The organism is Kineococcus esterisolvens, from assembly GCF_050871405.1.
Taxonomy (GTDB): domain Bacteria; phylum Actinomycetota; class Actinomycetes; order Actinomycetales; family Kineococcaceae; genus Kineococcus.
The window spans coordinates 18,333-42,853 of record NZ_JBJLRI010000034.1 but is presented as its reverse complement, the minus strand read 5'-3'; the positions used below and the strand labels follow the sequence as shown (position 1 = coordinate 42,853).

At 77.0% G+C, this 24,521-nt stretch carries 19 protein-coding genes, 1 tRNA gene and 1 pseudogene; 6 read left to right on the top strand and 15 right to left on the bottom strand.

Features of this window, described 5'->3' with window-relative positions; genetic code table 11:
- Both ACRYR8_RS12230 and ACRYR8_RS12225 read right to left on the bottom strand, forming a co-directional pair.
- Window positions 1-348, bottom strand: a pseudogene (locus ACRYR8_RS12230) (hypothetical protein); the annotation flags it as partial.
- Window positions 349-428: 80 nt separating this feature from the next.
- Window positions 429-1,757: a bifunctional o-acetylhomoserine/o-acetylserine sulfhydrylase gene (locus ACRYR8_RS12225; RefSeq protein WP_432484417.1), complete on the bottom strand. Its 1,329-nt coding sequence runs from the start codon at window positions 1,755-1,757 to the stop codon at window positions 429-431.
- A gap of 352 nt (window positions 1,758-2,109) precedes the next feature.
- Here ACRYR8_RS12225 and ACRYR8_RS12220 point away from each other — a divergent pair, with 352 nt between their 5' ends.
- The 4 genes from ACRYR8_RS12220 to ACRYR8_RS12205 all read left to right on the top strand — a co-directional run bounded on the left by ACRYR8_RS12220 (window position 2,110) and on the right by ACRYR8_RS12205 (window position 5,503).
- Complete coding sequence (locus ACRYR8_RS12220) at window positions 2,110-2,463, top strand: hypothetical protein (protein ID WP_432484415.1); 354 nt, start codon at window positions 2,110-2,112, stop codon at window positions 2,461-2,463.
- 41 nt (window positions 2,464-2,504) lie between these two features.
- Complete coding sequence (locus ACRYR8_RS12215; RefSeq protein WP_432484414.1) at window positions 2,505-3,518, top strand: zinc-dependent alcohol dehydrogenase; 1,014 nt, start codon at window positions 2,505-2,507, stop codon at window positions 3,516-3,518.
- Between the two features lie 87 nt (window positions 3,519-3,605).
- The gene (locus ACRYR8_RS12210; RefSeq protein ID WP_432484412.1) at window positions 3,606-4,970 is read left to right on the top strand and encodes a DUF2254 domain-containing protein; all 1,365 of its coding nucleotides are present in this window, start codon (window positions 3,606-3,608) and stop codon (window positions 4,968-4,970) included.
- 95 nt (window positions 4,971-5,065) lie between these two features.
- Window positions 5,066-5,503, top strand: coding sequence for a PGPGW domain-containing protein (locus ACRYR8_RS12205; protein ID WP_432484411.1), 438 nt, complete (start codon window positions 5,066-5,068; stop codon window positions 5,501-5,503).
- Between the two features lie 23 nt (window positions 5,504-5,526).
- Here ACRYR8_RS12205 and ACRYR8_RS12200 read toward each other — a convergent pair.
- A tRNA-Thr gene (locus ACRYR8_RS12200) sits at window positions 5,527-5,600 on the bottom strand.
- 78 nt (window positions 5,601-5,678) lie between these two features.
- On the bottom strand, window positions 5,679-7,193 hold the full coding sequence (locus ACRYR8_RS12195; RefSeq protein ID WP_432484410.1) for an MFS transporter: 1,515 nt from the start codon (window positions 7,191-7,193) through the stop codon (window positions 5,679-5,681).
- Between the two features lie 23 nt (window positions 7,194-7,216).
- Between ACRYR8_RS12195 and ACRYR8_RS12190 the strand changes: the two genes are divergently transcribed.
- Complete coding sequence (locus tag ACRYR8_RS12190) at window positions 7,217-7,771, top strand: TetR/AcrR family transcriptional regulator (RefSeq protein WP_432484409.1); 555 nt, start codon at window positions 7,217-7,219, stop codon at window positions 7,769-7,771.
- An 18-nt stretch (window positions 7,772-7,789) separates the two neighbouring features.
- On the opposite strand, the gene ACRYR8_RS12185 is transcribed toward ACRYR8_RS12190, so the two are convergent.
- From ACRYR8_RS12185 to ACRYR8_RS12150, 8 genes are all read right to left on the bottom strand, one after another.
- Entirely contained in the window at window positions 7,790-9,322 is a 1,533-nt protein-coding gene (locus ACRYR8_RS12185) for an alpha/beta hydrolase (RefSeq protein WP_432484408.1), read from the bottom strand.
- A 64-nt stretch (window positions 9,323-9,386) separates the two neighbouring features.
- Window positions 9,387-10,565, bottom strand: a complete 1,179-nt coding sequence (locus ACRYR8_RS12180; protein WP_432484407.1) for a DNA polymerase III subunit delta' — start codon at window positions 10,563-10,565, stop codon at window positions 9,387-9,389.
- Entirely contained in the window at window positions 10,562-12,748 is a 2,187-nt protein-coding gene (gene tmk / locus ACRYR8_RS12175) for a dTMP kinase (RefSeq protein ID WP_432484405.1), read from the bottom strand. The genes ACRYR8_RS12180 and tmk overlap by 4 nt, the downstream gene beginning before the upstream one ends.
- A gap of 117 nt (window positions 12,749-12,865) precedes the next feature.
- On the bottom strand, window positions 12,866-15,748 hold the full coding sequence (topA, locus tag ACRYR8_RS12170) for a type I DNA topoisomerase (RefSeq protein WP_432484404.1): 2,883 nt from the start codon (window positions 15,746-15,748) through the stop codon (window positions 12,866-12,868).
- Window positions 15,749-15,948: 200 nt separating this feature from the next.
- Window positions 15,949-17,460 (bottom strand): DUF7059 domain-containing protein, encoded by a 1,512-nt coding sequence (locus ACRYR8_RS12165; protein WP_432484403.1) that lies wholly within the window; start codon window positions 17,458-17,460, stop codon window positions 15,949-15,951.
- 19 nt (window positions 17,461-17,479) lie between these two features.
- Window positions 17,480-19,816 (bottom strand): sodium-translocating pyrophosphatase, encoded by a 2,337-nt coding sequence (locus ACRYR8_RS12160; RefSeq protein WP_432484402.1) that lies wholly within the window; start codon window positions 19,814-19,816, stop codon window positions 17,480-17,482.
- A gap of 133 nt (window positions 19,817-19,949) precedes the next feature.
- The gene (locus ACRYR8_RS12155; protein WP_432484401.1) at window positions 19,950-20,372 is read right to left on the bottom strand and encodes an ATP-binding protein; all 423 of its coding nucleotides are present in this window, start codon (window positions 20,370-20,372) and stop codon (window positions 19,950-19,952) included.
- Window positions 20,373-20,380: 8 nt separating this feature from the next.
- Window positions 20,381-20,749 carry an STAS domain-containing protein gene (locus ACRYR8_RS12150; protein WP_242128081.1) on the bottom strand — a complete coding sequence of 123 codons (369 nt, stop codon included), beginning with the start codon at window positions 20,747-20,749 and terminating at the stop codon, window positions 20,381-20,383.
- Between the two features lie 132 nt (window positions 20,750-20,881).
- On the opposite strand from ACRYR8_RS12150, the gene ACRYR8_RS12145 reads away from it, so the two are divergent.
- Window positions 20,882-23,293: a DNA 3'-5' helicase SftH gene (locus ACRYR8_RS12145; RefSeq protein ID WP_432484400.1), complete on the top strand. Its 2,412-nt coding sequence runs from the start codon at window positions 20,882-20,884 to the stop codon at window positions 23,291-23,293.
- An 11-nt stretch (window positions 23,294-23,304) separates the two neighbouring features.
- Here ACRYR8_RS12145 and ACRYR8_RS12140 read toward each other — a convergent pair whose 3' ends face one another.
- Genes ACRYR8_RS12140 through ACRYR8_RS12130 form a run of 3 tightly spaced genes read right to left on the bottom strand, consistent with a single transcriptional unit; the run spans window position 23,305 to window position 24,442 of the window.
- Window positions 23,305-23,706 (bottom strand): Rv3654c family TadE-like protein, encoded by a 402-nt coding sequence (locus ACRYR8_RS12140; RefSeq protein ID WP_432484399.1) that lies wholly within the window; start codon window positions 23,704-23,706, stop codon window positions 23,305-23,307.
- Entirely contained in the window at window positions 23,703-24,143 is a 441-nt protein-coding gene (locus ACRYR8_RS12135) for a TadE family type IV pilus minor pilin (RefSeq protein ID WP_432484397.1), read from the bottom strand. The genes ACRYR8_RS12140 and ACRYR8_RS12135 overlap by 4 nt, the downstream gene beginning before the upstream one ends.
- Before the next feature lie 5 nt (window positions 24,144-24,148).
- Entirely contained in the window at window positions 24,149-24,442 is a 294-nt protein-coding gene (locus ACRYR8_RS12130; RefSeq protein ID WP_432484395.1) for a DUF4244 domain-containing protein, read from the bottom strand.
- Between the last annotated feature and the right edge of the window lie 79 nt (window positions 24,443-24,521).

The window sequence follows — 24,521 nt, the reverse complement described above, 5'->3', positions numbered from 1 at the left end:
CTCGAGCGCGGTCTGGAACCCCTCGTGCTCGAAGCCGGCGACGAGGTCGGCGCCGGGGGGGGCGGGGGGGGGGGGGGGGGGGGGGGGGGGGGCGGGGGGGCGGGGGGGGGGGCGGGGGGGGCCCCCCCCCCCCCACGTCTCGTAGGCCAGCCGGACCCGGGGCAGCACACCGCCCAGCTGCAGCGGCAGGTCGCCGACGTCGGCGAACCGGCGCCGGCCGGCGGGGTCGCCCTCGCGCCAGGCGCCCGTCGCCGGCGGCGGTGCCGCCGTGCGCGCGGCGGGCAGCGCCGCCGCCACCGCGCGCACCGACTCCGCGACCTCCCGGGCGCTGCCCACGTCGACCGCCACGTCTCCCCCGCTCCCCATCCCGCCCAGTCCCGTCCCGCCCAGTCCCGTCCCGCCCCGCCCGCGCCGCCGGCCGGCCGCGCTCAGGCGGCGGCCGCGGCGAACCCGAGGGCGAGGTCGGCGAGGATGTCGTCGATCGCCTCGATGCCGACGGACAGGCGCACCAGGCCGGGGGTCACGCCGGAGCTGAACTGCTCCTCCACGCTGAGCTGGCTGTGCGTGGTGGAGGCGGGGTGCACCACGAGGGAGCGCACGTCGCCGATGTTGGCGACGTGGCTGTGCAGGACGAGGGCGTCGACGAACCGCTTGCCGGCCTCCAGGCCGCCGTCGATCTCGAAGGCCAGCACGGCGCCGGAGCCGCGCGGGGTGTACTTCTGCGCGTTGGCGTGCCACGGCGAGGACGGCAGGGACGCGTAGTTCACCGAGCGGACCTGCGCGTGGCCGTCGAGGAACTCGGCGACGGCGCGGGCGTTGCGCACGTGCCGCTCCATGCGCAGCGAGAGGGTCTCCAGCCCCTGGGCGACGAGGAACGCGTTGAAGGGCGCCGCGGCCGGGCCGAGGTCGCGCAGCAGCTGCACGCGGGCCTTGGTGACGTAGGCGGCCGGGCCGACGGCGTCGGTGAAGACGACGCCGTGGTAGCTGGGGTCGGGGGTGCTCAGGCCCGGGAAGCGCCCGGAGGCGGCCCAGTCGAAGCGGCCGGAGTCGACGACCACGCCGGCGATGGAGGTGCCGTGCCCGCCGAGGAACTTCGTGGCCGAGTGCACGACGACGTCGGCGCCGTGCTCGATGGGGCGCAGCAGCCACGGGGTGGCGATGGTGTTGTCCACGACCAGCGGCACGCCGGCGGCGTGGGCGGCCCCGGCGACGGCGGCGACGTCGAGGACGTCACCCGCGGGGTTGGAGATCGTCTCGGCGTAGAACAGCTTCGTCTCCGGGCGCACCGCGGCGCTCCAGGAGGCGGGGTCGTCGGGGTCGGCGACGAACGTGGTGGTGACGCCCATCTTCGGCAGGGTGTGCCGGAAGAGGTTGTACGTGCCGCCGTACAGGCGGGGGCTGGCGACGACGTGGTCGCCGGCCTGCGCGATGTTGAGCACCGCGAGGGTCTCGGCGGCCTGCCCGCTGGCGACGAGCAGGGCGCCCAGGCCGCCCTCGAGGGCGGCGATGCGCTCCTCGACGACCGCCTGGGTGGGGTTCATGATCCGCGTGTAGATGTTGCCGAGCTCGGTGAGCCCGAACAGCGCCGCGGCGTGGTCGGTGTCGCGGAAGGCGTAGCTGGTGGTCTGGTAGATCGGCAGGGCGCGGGCGCCGGTGGTGGGGTCGGGCTGCTGGCCGGCGTGGACCTGGAGGGTGTCGAAGCTCCACGCGGCGGTGGTGGCGGGCGTGCTCGGGGTGGGGCTCTGGTCGGTGCTCACGGTGGGCGTCCTCGTCCGTCGGGTCCGTCGGGGGGGGTGGTGGGGGCGTCAGCGGTGACGCGGACACCAGCCGTCGAACAGGTACGGGCGCCGTCCCGGCCAGAACGGGTCGAGCACGACCAGGGCCGGGAGCATGGCCCGATGGTGCCGCCGGGACGGGCGCCACGGCAACTCCCCCGCGGCGCCGGACGCGGAGGGTGACCCACCCCCTCACTTGTGTCACACAAAGTAATCACTCGCACACGAGGCGGTGTGGCGCGTCCTCTGGCACCCTGAAGGCGACCACACCGGGCGACACATTGATCACACAGGATCACCACGCCCGCGAACCGACTGGAGCAGCTGGAGCACCATGGACGACAAGCCGACGACCGCCCAGGCCGCCGTCGCGGACGACTCGATCCAGGTCGTGCGCTGGGACGCCCCCGCCTGGGCCTCGCGCGGCCTGGAGGTCGAGGGCGGCTGGCTGCACGCCTACGAGGCGCGCGTGGTCCCGCTGGAGGGCGACGAGGGCGCCGAGCGCCCCTGCCCCGTGCGGCTGGAGTGCACCGACCTCGCCTACGCCGAGGGCGGGCAGACCGTCCTGCGCCGCTTCGGCCCGCGCGTCTTCATCGGCGACACCACGCAGCTGTCGCTGGCCGAGGCCCGCCGTCTCGTCGCCGCCCTCGGCGAGGTCATCGAGCGCGCCGAGGGCAGCGGCCGGTAGCCCGGCACGCCCCGCCGGGGACGGGCACTAGGTTCTGGGGCATGCCCCAGTCCCGCGCCGTGCGCATCGTCTCCCCCGGTCAGCTCGAGGTCGTCGACGTGGAGGTGGCGCCCCCCGGCCCGGGCGAGGCGCTCGTCAAGATCGCCCACTGCGGCATCTGCGGCTCCGACCGCGAGGTGTTCGCCGGCACCCGCCCCGCCGAGTTCGTGCGCTACCCCGTCGTGCCCGGGCACGAGTGGTCCGGCACCGTCGAGGCCGTCGGCGAGGGCGTGCCCGACGGGATCGTCGGGCGCGGCGTCGTCGGCCAGGGCATCCGCACCGCCGAGGGCACCCCGGCCTCGGTGGCCGGCGACACCGAGGGCTGGGAGCAGGAGTACGAGGAGACCGGCTTCACGCTGCCCGGCGGCTGGGCCGAGTACCTGACCATCCCCGCCCGCTACCTGCACCTGCTCCCCGAGGGCGCCGACCTGCGCGCCGCCGCCGGCATCGAGCCCGCCGCCTGCGTCGCCGAGGCCGTCCTGCTCGCCGACGTCTCCGCCGGCTCGAAGGTCGCCGTCGTCGGCGCCGGGACCCTCGGCCTGCTGGCCGTGCAGCTCCTGCGCGGCGCCGGCTGCGAGGTCACCGTCGTGCACCGCAACGACAGCCGCGAGGAGCTGTCCCGCCGGTGCGGCGCCGCGCACTACACGACCACCGAGGGTGCCGCGGAGCTGGAGGGCACCTTCGACGCGGTGGTCGAGGCCGCCGGCGCCCCCGGCGTGGCCCGCACCTCCGTGCGCCTGGCCCGCCGCGGCGGTCGCGTCGTGCTCACCGGCATCCCCGCCGCCGACGCCGACGACCTCTCCTCCCTCGAGCTCGTCTCCCGCAACGTGCACGTGATGACCGTCTTCGGCGCCCCCACCCGCGCCTGGGCGTACGCGGTGCGCGCCTTCTCCGCGGGCGTCCTGGACCCCACCGTCCTCATCACCCACGAGTTCGCCGTCGAGGACGCCGCGCAGGCCCTCGACGTGCTCGGCGACCGCTCCTCCGGCGCCCTGAAGGTCCTGCTGCACCCCTGAACCCGGCGGCCGCCGGGACCGCCCGCCGGGGACGGCGGCGCGCGGTCCCGGCGGGCGGGCGGCGACCCGAGCGGTCATGCTCGCCGGGTGCGCACACCGGTCAGGAGCCGCTGGGAGGAGCTCCGGTCGCAGATGTGGTTCCTGCCCGGCGTCCTCGTCGTGGGCGGTGCCGCTCTGGCCGAGGGGCTCGTCCGCGTCGACAGCGCCTTCGGGGACACGACCGGGGCCGCGGGCTCCTGGCTGTTCAGCGGGTCCGCCGACGCGGCGCGGACCCTGCTGTCGGCCATCGCCGGCTCGCTGCTGACGGCGCTGTCCATCTCGTTCTCCCTGACGATGGTGGCGCTGCAGCAGGCGTCCTCGCAGTTCTCCCCGCGCATCCTGCGCGGCTTCACCTCCAGCCGCACCACCCAGCTCGTCGTCGGCGCCTTCTCCGGCACCTTCATCTACGCGCTGATGGTGCTGCGGACCGTCCGCAGCGGTGAGGACGGGCCCGCCTTCGTGCCCGGGCTGGCGGTCACCGTCGCCGTGGTGCTGGCCGTGGCGTGCATCGGCCTGCTCGTCCTCTTCATCCACCGCGTCTCCCAGTCGCTGCAGGTCTCGGTCGTGGTGTCCCGGCTGCGCGACGACCTGCTGGAGGAGCTGGAGGCCCTGCACCCCGGCCGCTCCGGGGACCCGGCGGGCGGACCCGGCGAGGTGCCCGGGCAGGTCGCCGCCCTGCGCGAGGAGCTGTACGACGGCCCGCACGCCCTGGTGCGCGCCGAGCGCGGTGGCTTCGTCCGCGACCTGGAGACCCGGGTGCTGCTGAGCGCCGGGGAGGAGCACGACGCCGGGCGGACGCTGACGGTGCACGTGCGCGCCGGCGTGGGCAGCTTCGTGGCGCGCGGCTCGGTGGTCGCCGCGGTGGCCCCGCCGCCGGCGGAGGGGACCCTCAACGAGGTCCGCCGCTCCGTGGTGCTCGCCGACGAGCGCACCCCCCACCGCGACCCGCTGTTCGTGGTGCAGCAGCTCGTCGACGTCGGCCTGCGGGCCCTGTCGCCCTCCACGAACGACCCCACCACCGCCGAGCACGTCCTGCTGCACCTGGGTGACGCGCTGGGCACCGTCGCCGGCCGGGACCTGCCCTCCCCGGTGCGCCTGGCCCGCGACGGGCGCCTTCGGCTGCTGGTGGAGCGCCCGGACTGGCCCGAGCACGTGGACGCGGCCTTCAGCCAGCTGCGACGGGCCGGCGCCGAGCACGTGTCGGTGACGCTGCGCCTGCTGGAGGTGCTCGGCGCCCTCGGCGAGCGCGTGCCCGCCGGCCGCGCCGGGCCGCTGCTGACGCAGGTGCGCCAGGTCCTGGAGCTGGTGCCGGAGCAGCAGCAGTGGACGAGCGAGGACCGCCGGCAGGTCCACGAGCGCGCGGCGCGCCTGGCCGCGGACCTGGCGCGGCTCGAGGCGAGCGGGGAGCGCTGACCGCGCGGGCGCGGGTGCGGCGGCCGGTCCCGTGGCCCACGATCGGTGCGGACGACGCACCGGGAGGGGGTCGGGTGCCGGGATCGGCGCGGGCGGTGAAGAAGACCGCCGTCACGGTCGTGGGCGCAGCGCTGACGCTGGCCGGGGCGGCGCTGCTGGTGCTGCCCGGGCCCGGGTTCGTGCTGGTCGCCGCGGGCCTGGCGGTGCTGGGCACGCAGTACGCGTGGGCGCGGCGGCCGCTGCGGCGCGCGCAGCGCGAGGCGTGGCGCGGCGTGGACGAGGTGGGCCGCAGCCGGTGGCGGGCGGTGCTGTCGGTGCTCAGCGCCGCGACGCTGGTGGTCGTGGGTGCGCTGGGGGTGGCCGGGGTGCCGCTGCCCCTGGTGGGGCCGCTGACGGGGGCGTTCCTCGTGCTGAGCGGGCTGTTCCTGGCGGCGGTGGTCACCTGGGCGCACACCGGGCGGGGGCGCCGGGCGCGCGCTGCGCACCGGGCGCGACGGCACCGCCCCCACGACGACGGACGGGGGACACCCTGAGTGGGTGTCCCCCGTCCGGGACGAGCCGCCTCGGGGAATCGAACCCCGGACCTACGCATTACGAGTGCGTCGCTCTGGCCGACTGAGCTAAGGCGGCACGTGCCCCCTGGGGCACGGTGCAAGAGCTTACAGGACGTCACGTCCCCGCTCGACCGCGCCGCGTCCCCGCCACCGGTCACGGGACGGGCCGGCGCGAGCGGACGACGGTGACGAGCGTCCAGACGACGTCCACGGCCAGCACGACCAACCACACGCGCCCCGCGCCGTGCACGAGGGCGGCGGCGCCGTCGAGGTCGCGAGGCTGACCGGCGAACCGGTCGGCGAGCCACGACAGGTCCACGAGCACCAGGACCACCTGCACCACGGCGACGAGCACGACGTGCTGCGCCAGCTCCCGCAGCCGCTGCGCCGGGGTCTTCGCCGGCCGCACCGGCGCCCACACCCCGGGAGCGGGCTCCGGCCCGGGCACCGCGACGACGGGCCGCGCCGGCTCGAGCACCGGGACCGCGGGCCGGTCGGCGACCCCGAGGGCGCGAACCGCCCGCGGCACCAGCACCGCACCAGCGGCCAGGACCAGCGCCGCCACCAGGCACCCCACCGCCCACGACGCCCCCTGGTAGAGCACGCCCGCGGCGGCCGCGCCCACCGCACCGCCGAGCAGCGCGGAAGCCTCGTACAGCCCCAGTCCGCGGCCGGCGCCCGCTCCGGACGCCTCGGCGACGACGGCCTGCTGGACGGGCACGACGGCCGCGTACGCCGCGGCGCTGAGCACCCACAGCACGGCGAGCACCGGTGGTGAGGGGGCCACCGCCAGGCTCGCGGCGAACGCCGCGCTGGCCAGCGAGCCGCCGACGAGCACGCGGCGGCGGCCGTGCCGCAGCACCAGCCGGCCCAGCGGCCCGGGCAGCGCACCCATGGCGACCGCGCCGGGCAGGAAGACCAGCGCCGCCTCGACGATCCCCAGCCCGAACCCGCGCTGCAGGTGCAGCAGCAGCAGCACGGACACGGCCGCCTCGGCGGTGGCGGTGGCGGCGACCGCCACCAGCACCGGCCGCAGCCTGCGGAGCAGGGCGCTCGCCGCGGGCCCCCGCTCCTGACCCGGCGCGCTCGAGGCGCGCCGGGGAGCGGTCAGCAGGACCCCGGCGGCGACGGCGCAGGCCGCGGCGCACCCGGCGAAGAGGCCGCGCTCGCCGAGCGCCGGCAGCAGGGACAGCCCGGCGACGAACGCGACCCAGGAGCCGGTCTCCTCCCACGACACCAGTCGCGGGTAGACGCCGGGGTCCGCGTCGAGGCGCTCCGCGACCGCGGCACGCACCGGCACCCAGAACAGCGCACCGCCGGCGCCGCCGAGGACGGCGGCGGCGAACGCGACCGGCAGCGCCGGGGCGAGGGCGTACCCGGCGCAGGACAGCGCGTACAGCAGGGCGCCGGCGGCGGCGACGGTGCGGCGTTCGCGGGCGTCGGCCAGGACGCCGGCGGCGGGGCGCAGCAGCACCGAGACGGCCAGCTCGAGGGCGACGAGCGCGCCGACGGCGGCGGGGCCGGCCCCGAGGACGGCCCCCGCCCACAGCGGCAGCACGAAGTCGACCAGCTCGGCGGGGCCGTTGACGAGGGCCGCCGCCCACAGCACCCGGGCCTCGCGCTGCTGCGCCCGCCCTGTCCCCGCACCGGGAGATACAGTCGTATCCACATCGGCAAGATACAGTCGTATTCATGCCGGGACCAGGGGGCAGGGCGGAGGAGTTCGCGGACGCCGCGCTGCGGCTCGTGGCGCGCGGCGGCCTGCAGGCGGTCAGCGTGCGCACCGTCGCCGCCGAGGCGGGCTGGTCCGCCGGCGCGCTGCAGAAGGTCTTCGCCACCAAGGAGGACCTGCTGCGCGCCGCCGTGGACCTCATGGACCGGCGCGTGCAGGAGCGGCTGCACCGCCTCCCGCTCACCGGCGGCCCCGTCGACGACCTGCTCGCCCTCGTGGAGGAGACCCTCCCGCTCGACGAGCGCCGCCGCGACGAGGCCCTCGTGTGGACCGCGTTCAGCCTGGAAGCCGCGCGCACCCCGTGGATCGCCGAGGTCCTGCACGCCCAGACGACCGCGGTGCTGCACGACCTGACGGGCCTGCTCGGCGGTGACGCCGCGGCGGCCCGCACCGCGCAGGCCGTCGTCGCGCTCGCCGACGGCTTCGCGCTCCGCCTGCTGCACTCCCCCGCCGACGTGCCGGCGGCTCAGGAGGCGCTGCGCGCGAGCCTGCGCACCCTGCTGGCGGCGCTCTGAACCGCGCCACCGGCCGGCTCAGCAGCGCGCACCCCCCTCCGGCAGCTCCCCCGCCAGCAGGTACGCGTCCACGGCCTCGTCCACGCACGCGCTGCCCGTGCGGTAGGCGGTGTGCCCGTCGCCGTCGTACGTCAGCAGGCGCCCGGAGTCCAGCTGCTCCGCCAGACCCTGCGCCCACGCGTACGGGGTGGCCGGGTCGCGCGTGGTGCCCACCACGAGGATCGGCGCGGACCCGGCGGCGTCCACGGGCGCGGCCGGGCCCACCGCCGGCACCGGCCACTCCGCGCACGTCAGCCCGCCCCACGCCAGGAACGCGCCGAACGTCGGCGAGGCCGCCTCGAACTCCGGCACCGACGCCCGCACCTGCGCGGGCGTCTGCTCGTCGGCGCGGTCCAGGCAGTTCACGGCGTGGATGACGGTCGAGGAGTTGTTCGCGTAGCCGCCGTCGGCGCGGCGGGCGGCGTAGGCGTCGGCCAGGACCAGCATCGCGGTGCCGTCCCCCGCGAGCGCCGCGGTGAGCGCCTCGGTCAGCCGCGGCCACAGCGACGGCGCGTACAGCGGGTACGCCAGCGCGTAGTACGCCAGGCCCTGGGTGAGCTCACGGCCGCCGGCGGGCAGGGGCTCGGCGTCCAGGCGCTCCAGCAGCGCCCCCACCTGCCCCACCGCCGCGTCGGTGCCGCCCGCCAGCGGGCACTCCTCGCCGGCCAGGCAGTCCTGCACGTACGAGCGCAGCGCCAGCTCGAACCCGGCCGCCTGACCGGCGTTGACCTGCGCGCTGCTCAGGGACGGGTCGATGGCCCCGTCCAGGACCAGGCGCCCGACGCGCTGCGGGAACTGCTCGGCGTACAGGGCCCCCAGGTAGGTGCCGTACGACTTGCCCAGGTAGGTCAGCTTCTCGTCGCCCAGCACGGCGCGCAGCACGTCGAGGTCCTTCGCGGCGGTGCGGGTGTCCACGTGCGCGGCGAGCTCCCCGGAGGCGGCGCACCCGCGGCCCAGCTGCGCGCTCAGCTCCTGCAGCCGGCGCACCTCGGCGTCGTCGTCGGGGGTCGGGTCCGCGGCGAGGAACTCGTCGACCTCGGCGGCGTCGAGGCACTGCAGGGGGTCCGAGCCGCCGACGCCGCGCGGGTCGAAGCCGACCACGTCGAAGTGGCCCCGAACGTCGTCGGTGACGACGTTCGCGGCGGCGCGGGCGTACTCCACGCCGGAGGCTCCCGGCCCGCCCGGGTTGAGCACGAGCGAGCCGAGCCGGTCGTCACCGGCGGCGTCCGTGCGCAGCCGCACCACGGCCAGCGACGCCGTGGCACCGGAAGGCTCCGCGTAGTCCACCGGCACCGTCAGGCGGGTGCACTCGAAACCGCCACCGCAGTCGGCCCACTCCAGGTCCTGGCCGTAGAAGGCCGCCAGCGCCGGGTCGGTGGCCGCCTCGGAGGCGACGGGCGCGGCCGTGCCCACGGGCGCGGGCTCCGGCTCACCGCCGCCGGGGAGCAGGGAGCACCCGCCCAGCAGCAGCGCGGCGGCAGCGGTCACGAGGGCGGGGGCGGGACGGCGCATGGTCGACCCAGCGTCTCAGAAGGACCCGGCCGGGCCCACCCGCCGCGCTCGACCCGCGTCCCGCTCACCCCGCCGCGCCGGCCCCCCGCGGGCGCAGGCTCAGCGCCAGGGCCTCCACCGCCAGCAGCGGCGCCACGTTCTGGCCCAGGCGCCGGCGCGCCAGGGCCACCGCGTCCGCGCGGCGCAGCGTCTCCTCCGCGCTGGAGTCGGCCGCCATGGCCCGCACGTCGGCGGCAACGTCGGGGTTCACCAGGTCCACCGGGGCCCCCAGCTGCACGACGAGCACGTCGCGCAGCAGCCCCAGCAGGTCCACCAGGGCCCGGTCCAGCACGTCGGTCTGGTGGCGGCGGGAGCGGCGCTTCTGGTCGTCCTCCAGCTGGCGCACCTGCACCCGCACCGCCGGCGGCAGGGTGGCGGCGTTCTCCGCGCCCAGCGCCCGCAGCAGCTCGGCGCGCTCGGCGGCGTCGCGCTGGGCGCCGGACGCGCCGGCCTCCTCGGCGGCGATGTCCACCAGCTCCCCCGCGGCGACGACCGCGTCGCCCACGCCCCGCACGCGCTGCGGCAGGCGCAGCACCTCGCGCCGGCGGTTGCGGGCGCCCTCGTCGCGGGCCAGGCGGCGGGCCAGGCCGACGTGGCTCTGCGCGGCGCGCGCGGCGAACGCGGCCATGGCCGGGTCGATGCCGTCGCGGCGAACCAGCAGCTCCGCGACCGCGTCGGCGGGCGGCACCCGCAGCGGCACGTGGCGGGTGCGGGAACGGATGGTGGGCAGGACGTCGTCGACGGCGGGGGCGCACAGCAGCCACACCGTTGCCGGCGGCGGCTCCTCGATGGTCTTCAGCAGCACGTTGCCGGAGGTGTCGTTGAGGCGGTCGGCGTCCTCCACGACGATCACCCGCCAGCGCGCCACGGACGGCCGGCGCTGCGCGGTCTGGATGAGCGGCTCGACGTCCACGCGGCGGATCTGCGTGTGCTCGGTGGCGAAGGCGGTGACGTCGGCGTGCGAGCCGGCGACCGCGGTGCGGCAGCCGCTGCAGCGCCCGCACCCCACCTCGGCGGGGTCCTCGCAGGCCAGGGCCGCGGCGAACGCGCGCGCGGCCACCGACCGCCCCGAACCGGGCGGGCCGGTGAGCAGCCAGGCGTGGGTCATGCCGGCCGCGCCGGGTCCACCGCGCGCTGCGGTGGCGGCCCGGGACAGCACCCGCACCGCCGGCCCCTGGCCGACGACCTCGTCCCAGACGCTCACGGGGCGGGCACCTGCTCCCCCGCTCCCCGCTCGGCGTCGCGCTCCGCGCCCTCCCGGGCCTCCCGCGCCCGCCCCCGGGCGTGCCGCTCCCCCGGGGCCGCGGTGGCGGGGGGCGCGGGGAGCCGTTCCGCCAGCGCCTCGCGCACCCGCTCGTGCACGGAGGCGGGGTCGGCGGCGGCGTTGACCACCAGGTAGCGGCCCGGGTCGCGCGCGGCCAGGCGCAGGAACTGCTCGCGCACCCGCGCGTGGAACGCCCGGGACTCCGCCTCCAGGCGGTCCTCCCCGGCCCGGTGCGGGTCGTGGCCGCGGCGCTGCGCCGCCGTGGCGGGGTCCACGTCGAGCACGACGGTCAGGTCCGGCAGCAGGTCGCCGGTCGCCCACGCGGACAGCTGCTCCACCTCGCGGGCGGGCAGGTCCCGCCCGGCGCCCTGGTAGGCCAGGGAGGAGTCCACGTACCGGTCGGTGACGACCACGGCGCCGCGGTGCAGCGCCGGCCGCACGACCTCGGCGACGTGCTGGGCGCGGTCGGCGGCGAACAGCAGCGCCTCCGCGCGCGGGTGCAGCTCGGCGCCGTCCCCGCGGTGCGCCAGCAGCACCTCGCGCAGCGCCGCGCCGGTGGCGGTGCCGCCGGGCTCGCGGGTGGTGACGACCTCGTGGCCCAGCTCGCGCAGCCACTGCGCCAGCAGCCGCGACTGGGTGGACTTGCCGGTGCCGTCGCCGCCCTCCAGCGCCACGAACAACCCCGTGCGGGAGGTGCCGTCCGCCGGGGCGGGGGCCGGCGGCACCGGGGCGCTCGTGGACGGCTCACCGCGGCGGCGCCAGGCCCGCACCAGGTCCTCGCGCAGGCCGGTGCCGCGGCGGTCGTCCACCAGCCGGTAGGCGACCAGGCCGGCGAGGGCGGTCACCGCCCCGGCCAGGACCAGCGCCAGCGCCGAGCCGGGCAGGGGCTTGGACCACGTCGGCGTCGCCACGAGGGTGCGGTCGCCCAGCAGCTGCGCCACCCACGGCGCGACGAGCATCACCAGGACGATGACGACGCGGGTGCTGGCCCCCACGAAGGAGAACGTGCGCCCGCGCACGTCGTCGTCCACCTCCAGGCCCAGCAGCGTGTACGCCGAGACGTACGCCAGGCCGGTGAACAGGCCCAGGGCCACCACGAACAGGGCGGCCAGGACGATGTCGCCGCTGAGGGCGACCAGCACGAGGGACACGCCCGCGGCGGTCAGCGCCACGCCGAAGGTGCGCCGGCGCGACAGCCCCGACAGCCACCGCGGCCCCTGCCACACGCCCAGCGCCACGCCCGCGAAGACGGCCATGACGACCACGCCGAACCCGGGGTCGCCGGCGCCCAGGCCGATGACGAACGCCCGCCCCAGGCTGATGACGACGCCGCCGGCGGCGAACGCCACGAGCATCCCGCCGACCAGGCCGCGCAGCAGCGGCGAGCCGCCCACGAACCGCCAGCCCTCCACGACGTCGCGCCACAGGGTGGGCGCCAGGCCGCGGGTGCGCGGCGCCCGCTCGCGCGGGGGGATGTCCAGGCGCCAGATCACGGCCGCGGCGACGAGGAAGGTGAGGGCGTTGACGTACATCGCCAGGGAGGACTGGGTGCCCGTCAGGAACGGCAGCACGTTGTCCAGCACGCCCGTCAGCAGCGTCAGGGCGATGAAGGCGAGGCCGGCGAGCGGGGCGGTGCCGTAGGTGGCGACGAGGCTGACCTGGTTGGCCGCCTCCAGCTGCCGGGGCGGCACCAGGTTGGGGACGGTGGCGTCCTTGGCCGGCCCCCAGAACAGGGTGACCAGCTCGATGAGCAGCGTCGCCACGTACAGCCAGGTCAGGTCGCCCACGAGCGGGATGGAGGCGAACAGGGCGAAGCGCAGCACGTCACCCACGACCATCGTCAGGCGGCGGTCCAGGCGGTCGGCCAGCGCACCGGCCAGCGGCCCCAGCAGCGCCGCCGGCGCCAGCTGCAGCACCAGCACGGTGGACACGGCCACGCTGGTCTGGGTGGCGGTGCTGCCCGCCATCTGCGACAGGCCCGCCGCGGTGCCCAGCTTGGCGAGCATCCCCAGCCAGTCGCCGAAGCTGGACAGCATCAGCGACAGCCACATCCGCCGGAAGTCCGGGTTGCCGCGCAGCAGCGCCCGCACGTCGTGGTCGGGGGCCGCCGCGGTGTCGCTCACGCGGTCAGGGTAGATGCCGGGCCGGACGGTCCCCGTCCACCGACCGGGGGGTGTCCCGGTCGGCCGGACGGGGCGGGCCCGGCCCGCCGGGTCACCCCGCCGGGTCAGTCGGCCGGGTCAGTCGGCGGTGGCCGCCGACGCCTTCGCCGCGGTCTTCTTGGCGGCCGTCTTCTTCGCCGCGGTCTTCTTGGCGGCCGTCTTCTTCGCCGCGGTCTTCTTCGGCGCCGGGCCCTTGGCGCGCTTCTCGGCCAGCAGCTCGGCACCGCGCTCGGGCGTGATGGTCTCCGGGTCGTCGTCCTTGCGCAGGGTCGCGTTGGTCGTCCCGTCGGTGACGTACGGGCCGAAGCGGCCGTCCTTGACGACCATCGGCTGACCCGACTCCGGGTCCGCGCCGAGCTCCTTCAGCGGCGGCTTGGCGACCTGCCCGCGCCGCGTCTTGGGCTGGGCGTAGACCGCCAGCGCCTCCTCCAGCGTGATCGTCAGCAGCTGCTCCTCGGCCGCCAGCGAGCGCGAGTCGGTGCCCTTCTTCAGGTAGGGCCCGTACCGGCCGTTCTGCGCGGTGATCTCGTCGCCGGACTCCGGGTCGGTGCCCACCACGCGCGGCAGGGACAGCAGCTGCAGGGCCTGCTCGAGGGTGACCGTCTCCACGGACATGTCCTTGAACAGCGAGCTGGTGCGCGGCTTGGCCTTGGCGGCCTTCTTCGCGGCGCGCTTCTTCGGGGCGCCCTCCGGCGCTGCCGGCGCTGCGGGCGCGTCGTCCTCGATCAGCTCGGTGACGTAGGGCCCGTACCGGCCGGTGCGGGCAACGACCGTGCGGCCGGTCGCCGGGTCCTGGCCGAGCACGCGGTCGCCGTCGGACTGGGAGGTGAGCAGCTCGCGCGCCTTCTCGACCGTCATCTCGTCGGGCGCCACGTCGTCGGGCACCGACGCCTTGAGCAGCTCACCGGTCTCGGCGTCCGGGCCCTCCAGGTAGGGGCCGTAGCGGCCCACCCGCAGCACGACGCCCTCGCCGATGGGGACGGTGGAGATCTCGCGGGCGTCGATCTTGCCGAGGTCGTCGGCCAGGCCCTTGATGCCCTCCATCGCCGGCACCGCCGAACCGTCGGGACCGTGCGAGCCGTCGCCGTCGGAGCCGTCGCCGTCGGGCGCACCGCCGGTGCCGGGCACCCCGCCCGGGCCGGCCGGGCCGTCGGCACCGAAGTAGAAGCGCGTCAGCCAGTCCACGCGCTCCGCCTCGCCGCGGCTGATGGCGTCGAGGTCGTTCTCCATGGAGGCGGTGAAGTCGTAGTCGACGAGCTTGGGGAAGTGCTCCTCCAGCAGCCGCGTCACGGCGAACGCCAGCCACGTGGGCACGAGCGCGGAACCCTTGTAGCGCACGTACCCGCGGTCCACGATCGTGGAGATGATCGAGGCGAACGTGGAGGGGCGCCCGATCCCCTTCTCCTCCAGCGTCTTCACCAGGCTCGCCTCGGTGTAGCGCGGCGGCGGGGACGTCACGTGCGCGTCGGCGGCCAGGCCGCTCGCGGCCAGCGCCTGCCCCGCGCTCACCGGCGGCAGGCGGCGGTCGGTGGCGTCGGCGTCGGCGTCGCGGGACTCGTCGCGGCCCTCCTCGTAGGCGGCGAGGAACCCGCGGAACGTGATGATCGTGCCCGACGCGGAGAACTCGGCGTCGCGGCCGTCGGCGGCCGCGGCCCCCACCCGCACGGTGGCCGTGGTGCCGCGCGCGTCCTGCATCTGGGAGGCGACGGTCCGCTTCCAGATGAGGTCGTACATGCGGAAGTCGTCGCCGCGCAGCTCGCCGGAGACCTGCGCGGGGGTGCGGAAGACCTCCCCCGCGGGGCGGATCGCCTCGTGGCCCTCCTGGGCGTTCTTCGACTTGGAGGCGTACGCGCGCGGGCTGTCGGGCACGTACTCCGGCCCGTACAGCTCGCGCGCCTGCGAGCGCGCCGCCGACAGCGCCTGCGCCGACAGCTGGATCGAGTCGGTGCGCATGTAGGTGATGTAGCCGCGCTCGTACAGGCCCTGCGCCACGCGCATCGCCTGCCGGGCGTTCAGGCGCAGCTTGCGGGAGGCCTCCTGCTGCAGCGTGGAGGTGATGAACGGCGCCGCCGGCCGGCGGCTGTAGGGCTTCTCCTCGACCGAGCGGACCGAGAACGCGGCGCCCTCCAGGGCCCGCACGAGCCCCTCGGCGGCGGCCACGTCCAGGTGCGCGACGCCGTCGCGCACCGCGGCGGGCTTGAGCTGCCCGGAGTCGTCGAAGTCGCGGCCGGTGGCGACACGACGGCCGTCGAGGGCCACCAGCCGCGCGCCGAAGGCGTTCTCGCCGGCCGGGGCGAAGTCGCCGGTGACGTCGGCGTAGCCGGCGGCGCGGAACGCCATGCGCTCGCGCTCGCGCTCCACGCACAGGCGGGTGGCCACGGACTGCACGCGCCCGGCGGACAGCCCGGCGCGCACCTTGCGCCACAGCACCGGCGACAGCTCGTAGCCGTACAGGCGGTCCAGGATGCGGCGGGTCTCCTGCGCGTCGACGAGGCGGTCGTCGATGTCGCGCAGGTCCTGCGCGGCCTGCTGGATCGCCTCGCGGGTGATCTCGCCGAAGACCATCCGCCGGTAGGGCACGCGCGGTTCCAGGGCCTGCACCAGGTGCCAGGCGATGGCCTCGCCCTCGCGGTCGCGGTCGGTGGCGAGGATGAGCTCGTCGGCCTCCTTCAGGGCGCGCTTGAGCTCGTTGACCTTCTTCTTCTTGTCGTCGTCGACGACGTAGTACGGCTCGAAGCCGTGCTCGACGTCGACGGCGAACTTGCCGAAGGGGCCCTTCTTGACGTCCTCGGGCAGCTGCGACGGCTGGGGCAGGTCGCGGATGTGGCCGTAGCTGGCCTCCACCTGGTAGCCGGGGCCGAGGTACGTCGAGATCTTGTCGATCTTGCTGGGCGACTCGACGATCACCAGGCGACGCAGACCGTCCCCGGCCCCCGCCGCCGCCTTCGACTTCCCCGCCACTGGCCCTGCCTCTCCACGGTTGCTCTCGTCGCGGTCTGCGACCGCCGGGGCGCACCCGCCCGGCCCTCGGCCGGCGCGCGCCCGCCCCGCACTGTCGCACGCGGGGCACCTTCAATGTGTCACGGGCGGCGGGAGGGCGTGCAACCGGCGCGTCCGCGCCACCTGTGGACCCCTCGGCCCGCCCCGCCCGCCCGGGAGGGTCAGGGCAGCAGGAGCAGGCCGTCCTCGACCAGGCGGCGCACGCGCGGCAGCAGCCGGGCGCGCAGCCCGGCCGCGTCCTCCTCCAGCAGCACCGCCAGCCCGGCGGCGATCTGCCCGACCGTCAGCTCCCCGTCGCAGGCCCCCACCAGGCCGGCCAGGTCCCCGTCGGCCTGCACCGCGCGGCGCAGGCCACCGCCCTGGCGCAGCAGCACCACGCGCGGGTCCGGGTCGCCGGGCGCGTGGTAGCGCTCGTCGGTGACGTCCGGCGCCACCCGCAGCGCCGTGCCGGCCAGCGCCTCGTCGTCCAGCGCCGACAGGCGGTCGTGCGCGGCCAGGCCGGCGGCGAGCACCCCGCCCAGCGGGTCGCTCAGGGTGGACAGCACCTCCTCGAAGCGGCGCAGCGGCGCACCCCCGCGCGCCGGCAGGCGCAGCGTCACCACGCCGAAGCCCACCCCGGTGACGCCGCGCGCGGCGAAGTCGTCCAGCCACGCCGCGTACAGCTCGTCGAAGACCGGCCCCGGCTTCTGCCCGCCGTCGCGGATCCACGTCTCGGCGTACAGCGCGGGGTCCGCCACCTCGCGCTGCACCACCCAGGCGTCCAGGCCGGTGCCGGCCAGCCACGACTCCAGGCGCTGCGACCAGTGCTCGCCGTCGCGCAGCTCCCAGTTGCCCAGGAGCTGCGCCACCCCGCCGGGCGCCAGCACCCCGCCGACCTCGCGCACCAGTCGCGCCACCAGCGAGTCGCCCGGCATCCCGCCGTCGCGGTACTCGTACTGCGGCACCCCCGGGCGGCGCGGGGTGATGACGAACGGCGGGTTGGACACCACCAGGTCGAAGCGCTCACCGCCGGCGACCGGTTCCAGTAGCGAGCCGGCCCGCAGGTCCAGGCGCACGCCGTTGAGGGCGGCGTTGACGGCCGCCAGGTCCAGGGCCCGCTCGGAGGTGTCCGTGGCGACCACCCGCCGGGCGTGCCGGGAGGCGTGCAGGGCCTGGATCCCGCAGCCGGTGCCCACGTCCAGCACCCGGTCCACCGGGGTGCGCACCGTCGCCGACGCCAGCGTCAGCGACGCCCCGCCCACGCCCAGCACGTGGTCCGAGCGCAGCGCCTGCCCCGTGGCCAGCTCGCCGAGGTCGCTGACCAGCCACCACGACGCCGCACCCGCGGCGTCGTCGACCTCGTAGGGGCGCAGGTCCACCAGCGGGCGCACCTCGTCGCCGGGCTCCTCGCCGGCCGCGGCGACCAGGCCCAGCGCGACCGCCCCCGCCGTCCCCGTGCGCGGCAGCGCCGCGTCCAGCTCACCGCGCGTGACGGTGCGGCCCAGCGTGCAGCAGCGCAGCAGCACGGCCGCAGGTTCCCGCGAGCCCTCCGTGGCGCGCAGCGCCGGCAGCGGCTGCTCGCGGTCCAGCGCCGCGGAGGCCACGTCCCCGACGAGCTCGCCGACGCCGTCGACGGTGTAGCCGGCACCGGCGAGGTCCTCGCGCAGGCCGGTCAGCAGATCGAGGGGGTTCACGCCCCGATCGTGCCACCGCTCACGACTTCTCCAGGTCCAGCCCCTGCTGCTCGCGCACGTCCACGCCCCCCGCCGGGGCGGCCGGGTCCACCTTCCGGTTCCGGCTGACGACCACCGCCACCACGACGACGGCGGTGGCGACCGCGGCGATGCCGTAGCGCAGCCACGGGTTCGCGCCCTCGCCCAGGCTCAGCGACACGACCGCCGGTGCCACCAGCAGCGCGACGAGGTTCATCACCTTGATGAGCGGGTTGATCGACGGGCCGGCCGTGTCCTTGAACGGGTCGCCGACGGTGTCGCCGATGACCGTGGCGGCGTGCGCCTCGGAACCCTTGCCGCCGTGCCGGCCGTCCTCGACGAGCTTCTTGGCGTTGTCCCACGCCCCGCCGGAGTTCGCCAGGAACACCGCCATGAGGACACCGGCCGCGATCGCGCCGCCCAGGAAACCGGCCAGCGGCGCCACGCCCAGCCCGAAGCCCACCGCGATGGGCGCGAACGCCGCCAGCAGGCCCGGCGTGGCCAGTTCGCGCAGCGCGTCGCGCGTGCACATGTCCACCACGCGGCCGTGGTCGGGCTTCTCGGTGCCGGCCATGATCCCGGGGTGATCGGCGAACTGCCGCCGCACCTCCAGCACGACCGCACCGGCCGAGCGGCCCACCGCGTCCACGGCCAGGCCGGAGAACAGGAACACCACCGCGGCCCCCAGCAGGACCCCCACCAGCGTCGTGGGCGTGGAGACGGAGAAGTCGCCGATGGTGCGCTGCAGGTACTGCGAGGGCGCCTCGATGCCCGCCGCGACCTCGGCGATGCGGCTGGTCACCGCCTCCTGGTAGGAGCCGAACAGGGCGGTCGCCGCCAGCACCGCCGTGGCGATGGCGATGCCCTTGGTGACGGCCTTCGTGGTGTTGCCCACCGCGTCCAGCTCGGTGAGGACGGCGGCGCCCTCCTCGTCGACGTCGCCGCTCATCTCCGCGATGCCCTGCGCGTTGTCGCTGACCGGGCCGAAGGTGTCCATCGCCACGATGACCCCGACCGTGGTCAGCAGCCCGCACCCGGCCAGGGCGATGAGGAACATCGCCAGCGCCAGGACGCCCCCGGCCAGGAGGAACGCGAAGTACACCGCGCCGGCGATGACGAGGGTCGTGTAGACGGCGGACTGCAGGCCCAGGCCGATGCCGCTGAGCACCACCGTCGCCGCACCGGTCAGCGAAGCCTCCGCCACGTCCCGCGTGGGGCGCGACTCGGTACCCGTGTAGTAGCCGGTGATCCACAGGATGAGGACGGCCAGCAGGATCCCCAGGAACACGGCGCTGAGCGCCACCAGCCGCGGGTCGCCCTCCAGCACCACCACCGACGCGTCCGCCCCGGCGAAACCGTCGAACGTGGACGGCAGGTACGCGAAGGAGGCGATCGCCGTGCCCACCAGCGCCACGGCCGCCGACAGGTAGAAGCCGTTCTGGATGCTCGTCAGGCCCGAGGTGCCCGGCTTGGCGCGCACCAGCACCACGCCCAGCGCCGCGGTGATCGCACCGATGGCCGGAACCAGCAGCGGCAGGACCAGGCCCTCCTCGCCGATCGCGGTGCTGCCCAGGATGACCGCGGCGACGATCGTCACCGCGTACGACTCGAACAGGTCCGCCGCCATGCCCGCGCAGTCGCCGACGTTGTCACCGACGTTGTCGGCGATGGTGGCGGGGTTGCGCGGGTCGTCCTCGGGGATCCCCTGCTCGATCTTGCCGACGAGGTCGGCGCCGACGTCGGCGGCCTTGGTGAAGATGCCGCCGCCGACGCGCATGAACATCGCCAGCAGCGCCGCACCGAACCCGAAGCCCTCCAGCACCGTGGGGGCGTCGCCCTCGTACACCAGCACCGCCACGGAGGCGCCCAGCAGGCCCAGCCCGACGGTGGTCATCCCGACGACGCCGCCGGTGCGGAACGCCAGGCGCATGCCGCGCTCGCGTCCGCCCGCGCCCTCGCGGGCCGCGGCCGCCACGCGCAGGTTCGCGCGCACCGCCAGCGACATGCCCAGGTAGCCGATCGCCGCCGAGAACACCGCCCCCACGAGGAAGGCGACGCTGCGGGCCGCGCGCAGGTCCCAGCCGTCCGCGGGCAGGGCCAGCAGGAGGAGGACCACGGCGATCGCGAACCACGCCAGGGTGCGGAACTGCCGGCGCAGGTACGCGCCGGCGCCGGCCTGGATCGCGGCGGCGATCTCACGCATCCGCTCGGTGCCCTCGCCCGCGGCGAGCACCTGCCGGCGGAAGACCCAGGCCACCGCGAGCGCGGCGGCCGCGATCACCGCCACGGCGCCGACGACGCCCTGCGCGGTGCTGGAAAGACCTTCGGACGTGCCCATGCGTCCTCCTCGACGTGCAGCGACGTGCACGCAGCGTAGGAGTTCAGCACGGGCCGTGCCTAGGTGATCACATCGCCCGATCGCGGCGGGGTGTTCGGGCGGGGCCGGCTCCGGCCCCCGCCCGGGCGCGCGCTCAGCCCAGCGGCTGCACCGCCGCGCCGTCCCGCTCGAGGACCCAGGTCAGCCGCACCCCGCCCGGGGCGGTGGCGGGGGCGCTCGCGCCGGCCGCCCCCGTCATGAGGGCCAGGGACAGCGGGTCCTGCTCGGTGGCGGTCACCACCGCCTCGGGCAGCGGCGAACCGTCCTGCCCGCACTGCAGGACCGTCACGTCCAGACGGTCCTCGTCGTCGCTCAAGCGCATGTCCACCAGGCCGGCGCGGCCCGCGGCGGCCTCGGTGGCGCTCACCGCGCGGGCGCACGCCTCCCCGATGGCGATGCGGATCTCGTCCAGCTGCTCCTCGCCGAACCCCGCCCGCCGGGCCACCGACACCGCCACCAGCCGGGCGGTGCGGACGTGCTCGGGCAGGGGGGTGAAGCGCAGGTCGACGGTGGGCACGGGAGAGATCAGGAGGTCGCGTTGGCCTCGTCGGCGGCAGCCGACGCGGCGATGGCCTCGGCGACCGTGTCGTGGATCGGGAACACCTTCGTCAGACCGGTGATGCGGAAGACCTTCAGGATCTTCTCGCGCTGGCAGACCAGGTGCAGGGAACCGTCGTGCGAACGGACCCGCTTGAGGCCGCCGACCAGGACACCGAGCCCCGTGGAGTCCAGGAACTCCACGCCCTCCATGTCGACCACCAGGTGGTGGTGACCGGCGCCGACCAGCTCGTTGAGCCGCTCGCGCAAGGTCGGTGCGGTGTAGACGTCGATCTCACCGGACACCTCGACGACGGTCCGGCCGCTCTCCTCACGGCTGGTCACCGACAGGTCCACAGGACCCCTCCTCGCTGCTGCTGGCGTCGAACGTGCCGGGCGACACGCCCCTGAAGCATTGAACCATCGCGCTGAGTGAGGGGCGCGCCCAGCGGGCGGTGGGTCACCGCGCGACGGGGCGACACTGGGGGGGTGACGCGGGCACCGGCGGGGGGACGGACTCCCCCACCGACCCCCGGCCCGGCCCCCGGGACGGCCGCGCCCGCCTGGCGGGGGCTGCTGGAGGAGGGCCGGCGCGACGGCCGGCTGCGCCACGTGGAGGTGCTGCCGGAGCGGGCCGGGGAGCGCGCGGACTGGCCGGCGTGGGCCGACCCCGAGGTCGTGGCGGCGCTGGAGCGCGGCACGGGCGGCCGCCCCTGGCGGCACCAGGTGCTGGCGGCCGAGGCGGTGCACGCGGGCCGCTCCACGGTGCTGGCCGCGGGCACCGCCTCGGGCAAGTCGCTGGCGTTCCAGCTGCCGCTGCTGACCGAGCTGCGCCGGCCTGCCGGCGACGGCTCCGGCCGCGGCGCCACCGCCCTGTACCTGGCGCCCACGAAGGCGCTGGCCGCGGACCAGGACGCCCGGCTGCGCGCCCTGGGGCTGGACCGGCCGCTGACGTCGACCTACGACGGCGACACCCCGCCGGAGCTGCGCCGCTGGGTGCGCCGCAACGCCTCCCTGGTGCTCACCAACGTCGACATGCTGCACCGCTCGGTGCTGCCCGGCCACGAGCACTGGGCCCCCTTCCTGCGCCGGCTGCGCTTCGTGGTGGTCGACGAGTGCCACACCTACCGCGGCGTGTTCGGCTCGCACGCGGCGGCGGTGCTGCGCCGGCTGCGGCGGCTGGCCGACCGCTACGGCGCCGAGCCGGTGTTCGTGCTGGCCTCGGCGACGGTCGCCGAGCCCGCCACCACCGCGCGGCGCCTGACGGGCGTGGAGGTCCACGCCGTCACCGAGGACACCTCCGCCCGCCCCCCCGTGTCGGTGGCGCTGTGGGAGCCGCCCCGGCGCCGGGCGCCCGCCGGGGGGACCGCGGAACCCGGCGGGGAGCGGGCCGAGGGGGGCGAGCAGCGCACCGCCACCGCGGAGACCGCCGACCTGCTCGCGGGCCTGGTCGCGCGGGGCGTGCGGACACTGGCGTTCGTGCGCAGCCGCGCGGGCGCGGAGTCCGTGGCGGCGGGCGCGCGCCGGCGCCTGCTCGAGGACGCCCCGCACCTGGCGACCGCGGTGCTGGCGTACCGCGGCGGCTACCTGCCGGAGGAGCGCCGCGAGCTGGAGGAGGGCCTGCGCTCGGGCCGCGTGCTGGGCATGGCTTCCACGCGCGCCCTGGAGCTGGGCGTGGACGTGGCGGGCCTGGACGCGGTGCTGATCGCCGGCTGGCCCGGCACCCGCGCCTCCTTCCGCCAGCAGCTGGGCCGGGCCGGGCGCCGCGGCCGGCCGGCGCTGGGGGTCTTCGTCCCCCGTGACGACCCGCTGGACACCTACCTGGTCCACCACCCCGAGGCCCTGTTCGGCGTGGACGTGGAGGCGACCGTCCTGGACCCCTCCAACGCGTACGTGCTGGCCCCGCACCTGGCGGCCGCGGCGCAGGAGCTGCCGCTGAGCGAGGCGGACCTGGAGCTGTTCGGCCCGGCGGCCCGCGACGTGCTGGACCTGCTGGTGGCGCGCGGGCTGCTGCGCCGGCGCGCGCGGGGCTGGTTCCGGACGCGCCCCGAGCGGGCGAGCGACCTGACGGACCTGCGCGGCGCCGGCGGCACCGTGCGGGTCGTGGAGTCCGGCACCGGGCGCGTGCTGGGCACCGTGGAGGCGTCCGCCGCGGACTCGGCCGTGCACGCGGGCGCGGTCCACGTGCACCAGGGCCGCAGCTACGTCGTGGACGAGCTGGACCTGACCGGTGGCGTGGCCCTCGTGCACGCGGAGACCCCCGAGCACACCACGCACGCCCGCAGCCGCAGCGAGGTGCGCGTGCTGGCCGTGGACGAGAGCGCCGCGCACGGGCCGCTGACCGTCTGCCGCGGCGTGGTGGAGGCGACCAGCCGGGTGACGGGCTTCCTGCGCCGCCGCGCCGGCACGGGGCAGGTGCTGGGCGAGGAACCGCTGGACCTGCCCGAGCGCCGGTTGCGCACCCGCGCGGTGTGGTGGTCGCTGCGGGACGAGGTGGCCGAGGACGCCGTGGGCGGCGTGCGAGCACGGCTGCCCGGCGCGCTGCACGCCGCCGAGCACGCCGCGATCGGCCTGCTGCCGCTGCTGGCGACGTGCGACCGCTGGGACCTGGGGGGCCTGTCCACGGCCCTCCACCCGGACACCGGCCTGCCGACCGTCTTCGTCCACGACGCGGTGCCCGGCGGCGCGGGGTTCAGCGACCGCGGGCACCAGCGGCTGCGGGAGTGGCTGGGGGCCACCCGCGACGCGGTCGACGCCTGCCGGTGCGCCGCCGGCTGCCCGGCGTGCGTGCAGTCGCCCAAGTGCGGCAACGGCAACGAACCGCTGGACAAGGCCGGGGCGGTCGCCGTGCTGGGCGCCGTCGTGGCGGCCCTGGACGCGGGAGGCGCGCCCGCGTCCTGACCCGCGGCCGCTCACGGCGCCCCCGCCCCGTCCCGGGGAGCCGGGGTCGCGGGTGCTCCCGCGCGGGCCGCCGACCGCGCCGGGGAGCCGGCCAGCAGCGCGGCCAGCGGACCGCCCACCGCCACCCGGGCCTCCACCCGCACCGCGCCGCCGGCCTCGAGGGTGCACCCGCCGAGCGCGCCGTGGGCGCGCAGGACCCGCGCCGCCCGTCCGCACGCGTCCCCGCCGGCGCGGCCGAGCACGACGTCGGCCCCCGCGAGCGCCGCGAGGTCGGCGGCAGCCTGCGCCCGGTGCCGGGCCGTGACGGCCGCGCCCAGGCCCGACACGGCCACGACGAGCGCCAGGGCGAGGGCCACGACGCCCAGCAGCAGGACGCTGCCGCTGCCGTCGTCGCCGCGGCGGCCCCCGCTCACCGGGGAGCCGCGGGCGGCCCGCCGCCCGCGGCCGGGGGGTCCTCGACGGCGGCGGTGGCCGTGGAGCGGACCAGCACCTCACCGCCCAGGGGCCCGGCGAGGCGCTGCACCGAGCGCACCTCGACCTCGACCGTGCCGTCGCCCCGCAGGAGGGCGACGGAGGCGCCCGCGGGGGCCGCGGCCGCGGCGGCGGCGCGGACCACCGCCGCGTCCTCGCCCCGCGCGGCCGCGCGGGCACCGGAGCGGGCGGCGTCCACGCAGCCGACCTGGGCGATCACGACCCGCGCGGCGCCCAGCACGAGGGCGAGCACGAGCAGGACCGCCGGCAGGGCGACGGCGAACTCCGCGACGACGGAGCCGCCCTCGCGCTCGGGGGACCGGAGCCGGGTCCGGTCCCGTGCTCGTGCCCGGGCGGGGGCCCGACCGCGCGGCCGCACCCCGGTCACCCGAGGGCCAGCGCCTGGCGGACGACGCCGAGCAGCAGCCCACGCACCTCGTCGCTGCGCAGGACCGCGATGAGCAGCCCCGCGAAGCCGCACGCCGCGAGCGTGGCCATCGCGTACTCGGCCGTGGCCATCCCCTCGTCGCCGGTGCGGTGCCCGGCCACGGCCACCCGCCCCCGCGCCGCGGCCACCGGCGCCTCGACGACCTCCGGTCCCCGGTCCCGGCGCGGCCGTCCCGCACCCCCGCGCCCCCGCAGCCCGCCCCGCAGCCCGCCCCGCACGCGCTCGTCCACCCGTTCCTCCTCACCGCCGGCACCGGGCCGGCCGTCCCGGACCGGCACCCCGCCGGCCCGGGACCACCCTGGGCCGCCG

Coding starts and splice junctions, on each gene's coding strand:
- ACRYR8_RS12160 (WP_432484402.1), bottom strand. CDS start 19,816: ATGGGCACGTCCGAAGGTCTTTCCAGCACCGCGCAGGGCGTCGTCGGC.
- ACRYR8_RS12220 (WP_432484415.1), top strand. CDS start 2,110: ATGGACGACAAGCCGACGACCGCCCAGGCCGCCGTCGCGGACGACTCG.
- ACRYR8_RS12215 (WP_432484414.1), top strand. CDS start 2,505: ATGCCCCAGTCCCGCGCCGTGCGCATCGTCTCCCCCGGTCAGCTCGAG.
- ACRYR8_RS12190 (WP_432484409.1), top strand. CDS start 7,217: ATGCCGGGACCAGGGGGCAGGGCGGAGGAGTTCGCGGACGCCGCGCTG.
- ACRYR8_RS12185 (WP_432484408.1), bottom strand. CDS start 9,322: ATGCGCCGTCCCGCCCCCGCCCTCGTGACCGCTGCCGCCGCGCTGCTG.